At 68.7% G+C, this 6,205-nt stretch carries 8 protein-coding genes; all 8 read right to left on the bottom strand.

Annotated features, from left to right (window positions below; translation table 11 throughout):
- Positions 1 to 36 precede the first annotated feature (36 nt).
- The gene (locus tag A5740_RS19850) at positions 37 to 636 is read right to left on the bottom strand and encodes a TetR/AcrR family transcriptional regulator (RefSeq protein WP_076196816.1); all 600 of its coding nucleotides are present in this window, start codon (positions 634 to 636) and stop codon (positions 37 to 39) included.
- Between the two features lie 35 nt (positions 637 to 671).
- Entirely contained in the window at positions 672 to 1,355 is a 684-nt protein-coding gene (locus A5740_RS19855; RefSeq protein WP_076196818.1) for a hypothetical protein, read from the bottom strand.
- A gap of 2 nt (positions 1,356 to 1,357) precedes the next feature.
- The gene (locus tag A5740_RS19860) at positions 1,358 to 2,269 is read right to left on the bottom strand and encodes a vWA domain-containing protein (protein WP_076196834.1); all 912 of its coding nucleotides are present in this window, start codon (positions 2,267 to 2,269) and stop codon (positions 1,358 to 1,360) included.
- Entirely contained in the window at positions 2,266 to 3,219 is a 954-nt protein-coding gene (locus tag A5740_RS19865; RefSeq protein ID WP_076196820.1) for a hypothetical protein, read from the bottom strand. The genes A5740_RS19860 and A5740_RS19865 overlap by 4 nt, the downstream gene beginning before the upstream one ends.
- A complete protein-coding gene (locus A5740_RS19870; protein ID WP_076196836.1) occupies positions 3,210 to 3,683 on the bottom strand; it encodes a hypothetical protein in 474 nt (157 codons plus the stop codon). The genes A5740_RS19865 and A5740_RS19870 overlap by 10 nt, the downstream gene beginning before the upstream one ends.
- Positions 3,673 to 4,539, bottom strand: coding sequence for a DUF58 domain-containing protein (locus A5740_RS19875; RefSeq protein WP_076196822.1), 867 nt, complete (start codon positions 4,537 to 4,539; stop codon positions 3,673 to 3,675). Before A5740_RS19875 ends, A5740_RS19870 begins: the two co-directional genes overlap by 11 nt.
- A gap of 7 nt (positions 4,540 to 4,546) precedes the next feature.
- Complete coding sequence (locus A5740_RS19880) at positions 4,547 to 5,548, bottom strand: MoxR family ATPase (protein ID WP_076196824.1); 1,002 nt, start codon at positions 5,546 to 5,548, stop codon at positions 4,547 to 4,549.
- On the bottom strand, positions 5,545 to 6,205 hold a 661-nt coding region (locus tag A5740_RS19885; protein WP_139335244.1), incomplete at its 5' end, for a zinc-binding dehydrogenase. The genes A5740_RS19885 and A5740_RS19880, both read right to left, overlap by 4 nt.

The following is a 6,205-nucleotide window of genomic DNA, read 5'->3' on the forward strand; positions in this document are numbered from 1 at the left end:
CCCGAGACACCACCGAATCGTTAGGTCCCCGCAACACTACGGCGCCAGGCTGCGCATGGTCCTGATCACGTAGTCGTCCAGCAGCGCGTCGCGAGTGGGCCAATCGTTGGTGGTGATCAACAGCGCATAGAAGCCGAGCAGGAAGAACACCGCGCTGTTCCACGGGTTGACGTCGGCGGCCACCTCGCCCTGCTGCTGGGCCAGTTCGATCTCGTGGGCCACACGGGTGATCACCGGATGCTCCTGACTGTCCGGCATCGGCGGGCGGGTCTGCGAAAAATGCAGGGCCAGAAAGTCTTTGAACAGGACGCCGCCGAGGCGGCGCTCCAGGCCGACCACCAGCCGCATGGACTCGCGCAGACCGTCCTGGAGGCTGTGCGGTTTCTTGAGGAACTGCGCGTACTGCTTGGCGATGCGCTCCTCCTCGCGCTGTTCGAGCTCCAGCAGCACATGTTCTTTGGTGGGGAAATGGAAGAAGAACGTGCCGTGTGCGACGCCGGCCGCCTTCACGATCGTGCCCACATCCGCTTCGGCCATCCCCGCACGCTTGAACTCCGCGATCGCCGCACCCATCAATCGCTCACGCGTCTGCAGGCGCTTCGCCTCACGCGCAGACAACCCGTCTGCCACAGCCATCCCGTTCCCTCGTGTTGACCCGACTCAGGGTGAATCTAGCCGGTGGCCGCATCACGCAGAATCTGTTGCAGCCGGTCCAACGGGTCCCCGGTGGCGGGATCGAGCCGGTTCGGCGGCCGCGACTCGGACGCCCCCGCCGATCCCGGCGGCGGCACCTGCGCCACCGGAGGCGGTGGTGACGCGGTGGGCGGGGCGACGGGCGACACGCCGATCTTCCTGTTCAACCGCGCCAGGGCCTCCTCCCGCACCGTTCGCCGATCCGGGTCGGGGTCGGTGTTGCCGGCGAAGCAGCCTGGTTCAGCCCGCTCCACCACATCACGTGCGCCGAGATAGTGTGTCACCGCCGCCTCAGAATCGGACACCGCGGCGGCCCGGTCCCCGAGCGTCTCCCGCACGAGCTCGAGATTGACCCTGGCCGAACAGATTTCGGCAGCACCGAGCGATTCCACCGCAACGCTGAAGTCGCGGTCGGCGTCGGCGAGCCGGTCTTCGAGCACCGCCAGCGCACCCGCGGCGAAGTCCGCCTTGCCGGGCTCGACAGCATTGAGCACGTGCAGCCGGGACACCTCACCCGCCAGCGCGTCGGTGTCACGGTCGGCGAAGCTCGTCACCGTCGAGTGGCCGATCACCACCACCGACAACAGCTTGACGATCGCGACGACGAGAATCAGCGCCACCGGGGCGGAGTACAGCAGCAGCCTGCGCCGCAACGGGTTCATGATCACGACCCCACATCGATCGACACCGTGCGACGGAAATCCCGCAGCACCAGATAGAGCTCGACCAGGATGAGCAGGCCCGCTGCCGCGGCGAAAACCCAGTACAGCTCCACGCCGGCGCGGTCCCGCGCCGCCGCGGGCGCCTGGTCCGGCGCCGCAGCCGTCGGTAACGCGTCGTCCAACGGCGTGGCGTCGTCGCGCGACACGTACGGCACCCCGATCTGCTCGGCCACCCCGCGCAGCGCCGGCGTCCCGGCGGTGCCGTATCCCAGCACCGCCCCGCCGTCCACACTGCCCTCGGGCAGCTGGAATTCGCGTTGCGGCGACGGGGATTCCGGGCCGCCGGCACCCAGGTAGAAGACCAGGTTCTCGGCGCGCGGGAACTGGGCGGCGGCGCTGATCAACTGATAGCGCAGCACGCTGGCGGCAGCGCCGACATTGGTATCCGGCCTCGTCGCATACGCGTCCACCGCCGAGACCACCGGTCGCAGACTCCACGTGTCGGCGGACAGCGGCCACACCACGCTCGGCCGGTCGGCGAACCCGATCAGCGCGAAACGGGCGTCGGGATAGCGGTCGATCAGGGCGGCGATGTCCGCGCGGGCCGCCGACATCGCCGAGCGCCCGTCGGGACCGGGCTGCGCCATCTCCGGGGAGCGGTCGAGGATCACGAAGATGCTCGGGTCGCGATCACCGGCGGGCCGGGGCACGGTGTCGCGGTCACCGCCCGCCACCGGACCGAGACCGGCCACGAGGAGCAACAGCCCGGCCGAGGTCAGCGCCGACCACCGCCACACCGCAGGCCAACCGGCGGCGTGTGCCCGGACCTGTGGGAATGTGACGGCCCGCGCCACGACGAGCACGACCGCGAGCGCCGCGAGCAGCAGCGGCGGCAGGACCGGCTCGAAACTCATCGTCGCATCACCACCGGCCACCACCACAGCACCGCCACCGCCAGCAGCGCCACCAGTACCGGAATTGCCGGGGTCTCCACAGATTTCGTCGCCACGGATTCACCGGTCGGTCCGGCCTGCGGCGGATGATCACGGATCTCGGCCAGATGCGTATCCACGTCCGCCGGCCCGTACCACCGTCCGCCGGTGCTGTGCGCCAAGGCCGCGACCGCACCCTCGCCAGTTCCCGAGGTGATGGCGTTGACCTGGATACCGCCCTTGACCGCCAGCTCGCGCAATCTGTCGTCGGTGAACAACGGCGTGGACTGCCCTGGCATGGTCTCGGGCCCGACGTAGATCAACGAACGGCGTTGCGCCGACGGCTCCTCGAACGACGGGAAGCCGGTCAGGCACAAGGCCAACACGTCCGTCACATTGGCGGAGTAATCGACGTAGGACACCGGCGTGACCAACGGTGGGGTCGCGTCGTCACCGGCCGCCGCGGCGAATTTGCCTGCCGCGTACTGGTAGTCACGGGTGAGCGGAAGCACCCGCCGGTTCGCCGACGTCAACCCGATCCGCGCGGTGCCGAACGACGGCACCCGATCGGCGAAGTACTGCAGTGTCGCGTTGACCGCCGGATCGGTCGGCGGGCCGCCGACGCACACCATGATGTCCTCCGGCGTCGCCACCGCGGTGCTACGGGCCCACGACGGAAGCCCGGTGGGTCGGGCCGTCACCAGAACGGTTGCCGCGAACCCGACCGTCAACATGACGATCGCGACGACGGCCGACACGGTCCGCCGTCGCGCCGCCCGCACATACTCGGGCAACCGGGTCAGCCGTCTGGTGTTGGCCAGCGGCCTGAGCTCGTCCGGGTCCACCGACTCCTTCAACAACAAGGCCAGGCCCACGCACCCGGCCAAGGCGAGGCACCCGGCGATCGCCACCACCCACCAGATCAGGTCCATCCGCGGATCAACTCCTCGGCGTGGTCACCGGCCGCACCGGCGTCGAAGGAGGAGCGGTGGTTGAACTGAATGTCGGTGAGCTGCGCGAGAATCGGGGCTGCCGGTGCCGCGTCGCTGTCCGCGATCGCGTCGACCTGCATGTACCGCGCCTGCACCCCGGTGGTGGCCTGCAGGAATGCCCGCAGTTCGGAGCTCAGCGCGGCGCCCGCCGCCGCCGCACTCAGATCACCGGAGCGGTAGCGGTTTCCGATGGTGCGCACCGCCCGGGCCGAGCGGCGTCGGAGCAGTTCGGCCCGCGCGGCGCCGATGACCGGCAGGTCCCGTACCGCGCGCCCGGGCGAGGTCAGCACGAAGACCGCGGCGTACCAGGCACACAGCAACAGGATCAAGGCGATCGCGATCCACAGCCACACCGACGAGTAGGGCGTCGGCCCGATCACGTGCCGCAACAGGTCATCCGGCACGGGCATACACCCCGGTCATCGCGGTCAACGCCGCCCGGATGCGCAGGCTGCCCGGCACCCGGGCGTGCGGGACGCGGTACCTGGTGAGGAACTCGGAAAGCTGTTCGCGCCGTGCTGCTTCGGCGCGCCGGTAGGCCTCGACCACTTCGGCGTCCAGGCCGGTCACGATCGGCCGACCATCGGCGATCTCGTAACCGCGCCCGGAATCGGACTGCGCACCCACCGCGGGCATGTCGCCGACCAGTGCCCACAGCACGTCGTGGCGGGCGGTCAGGGAACCCAGCACTTCCGCCAGCCGCTCGTCGACATCCGGTTCGTCGGATACCACGAAGATCAGCAGCCGGTGCCGGTAGTGGCGGGCCACCCATTCGAGCTGAACCTGGATGTCGCTGGGACCGGGATGGTCGGTGGCGTGGTCGTGGTATCGGTGCAGCATGCGCTCGAGGTGAGTCTCGCCGCGGCGCAGCCGGATGTCGACATTACCCCGCCGATCCCCGAGCACCATCGCGATCTCGTCGGACCGGGGCAGCGTCATCAGCCCGATCGCCCCGATGATGTTCAGCGCCACAGTTCTTTTCGGCTCACCTGATGGGGCCAGCGCGCAGCTGTTGCGGCCGGCGTCGGCGACCACCAGCACCTTGTGGTGCTTCTCGGAGACGAACCGTTTGATCAGGGTGTGCCCGGAGCGCGCGGTGGCCTTCCAGTCGATGTCACGGACATCGTCGCCCGGAACGTAGGGGCGCAGTTCGTCGAATTCCAGGCTGCGGGTGTGCACCAGGGCGTAGCGACCGCCCTCGAGCAGGCCGGCGGCGTCGCGCCCGATATACGCCTTGGCGGAGTCCAGATACTTGCCCATCGCGGCCTCAGGGGACCTGGACCGCGCGCAACACCGCATCGATGACGACGTCCGGGGTGATCCGCGCGGTGGCGGCTTCGAAGCCGAGGATCAGGCGGTGCCGCAACACCCGGTGGGCCAACCGCGCGATGTCATCGGGCACCACGTGGTCGCGGCCGCGCAGCACGGCCAGAGCCCGGGCCGTCCGGCAGAACGCCAGGGTGGCACGGGGACTGGCGCCGTACTCGATCACCCGGGCCAGATTCGCCGGAAGGTGTTGTGCGGGATCCCGGGTGACGGCGACCAGCCGGCTGGCGTATTCGACCAGGGCCCGGTCCAGGTACACCGACCGCACGATCTCCTGGGCACGGCGAATGTCGTCGATGGTGACGACCGGGGTGGCGCGGTGGTCACGATCGTAGAGTCCGGCGTCCATCCGGGCCGCGATCTCCACTTCGTCCTCGACCGACGGATAGCCCACGATCTCCTTGAGCATGAACCGGTCGGTCTGGGCCTCCGACAGCGGATATGTGCCCTCCTGATCCACCGGATTCTGGGTGGCGATCACCAGAAACGGTTCGGGGATGGGGTATTCGACACCGGCGATCGTGGTCTGGCGTTCCTGCATTGCCTCCAGCATCGCGCTCTGGGTCTTGGCGCTGGAACGGTTGATCTCGTCGAGCAGGACGATGTTGGCGTGCACCGGACCCAACTGCGTGACGAACGAATTGTGTTCGGCCTCATAGATCTGGGTGCCGATGATGTCGCTGGGCAACAGGTCGGGCGTGCACTGGATACGGCGAAAACTGCCGTCGATGGACTCGGCCACCACCCGGGCCGCCGTGGTCTTCGCCAGACCGGGAACGCTCTCGAGAAGCAGGTGCCCGCCGGCGAGCAACGCGACCAACATCGACTCGCGCAGGTGGTCCTGCCCCACTACTCGCGAGGCGAACGCCGAGCTCACTGCTGCCACGATGCGTTGAGCCTCGGCGGCCTCACGCTGGTCAACCTGCAGTCGCGGTGCGGTCATGGCGTGAGAATGATCTTGACGGCGCCGTCCTGCTTCTTCTGGAAGATCTCGTAGCCGTGCGGCGCCTCGTCGAGCGGCAGGATGTGCGTGGCGAAATCGTCGACGCCCAAGGGATCGTCATCGCCGAGCAGCGGCAGGATGTCGTCGACCCACTTCTTCACGTTCGCCTGCCCCATGCGCAGCTGGATCTGCTTGTCGAACAAGGTGAGCATGGGCAGCGGATCGGCCATCCCGCCGTAGACGCCGATCAGGGAGATCGTGCCGCCGCGGCGCACGATGTCGATCGCCGAGTAGAACGCCTCGAGCCGATCCACGCCGGCGGTCTGCATCATCGGCTTGGCGATCACGTCGGGCATCATCGCGGTCATCTTCTGCAGGGTCGAGGCCACCGGTGAACCATGGGCCTCCATGCCGACGGCGTCGATCACCGAATCCGTGCCGCGGCCGTCGGTCATGGACCGCACCGCATCACCCACCGGCTCGTCCAGCGAGCTGAGGTCGATGGTCGTTATGCCACGCGCTTCAGCACGGCCCAGCCGTTCCCTGACCCGGTCCACGGCGATGACGCGGTAACCGAGATGGTGGGCGATGCGGGCCGCCATGTCACCGATGGGCCCGAGCCCGAGCACGGTCACCGAACCGCCGTCGGGAATCGCC

Origin of the sequence: Mycobacterium sp. GA-1841, assembly GCF_001954135.1 — a bacterium.
Taxonomy (GTDB): Bacteria; Actinomycetota; Actinomycetes; order Mycobacteriales; family Mycobacteriaceae; genus Mycobacterium.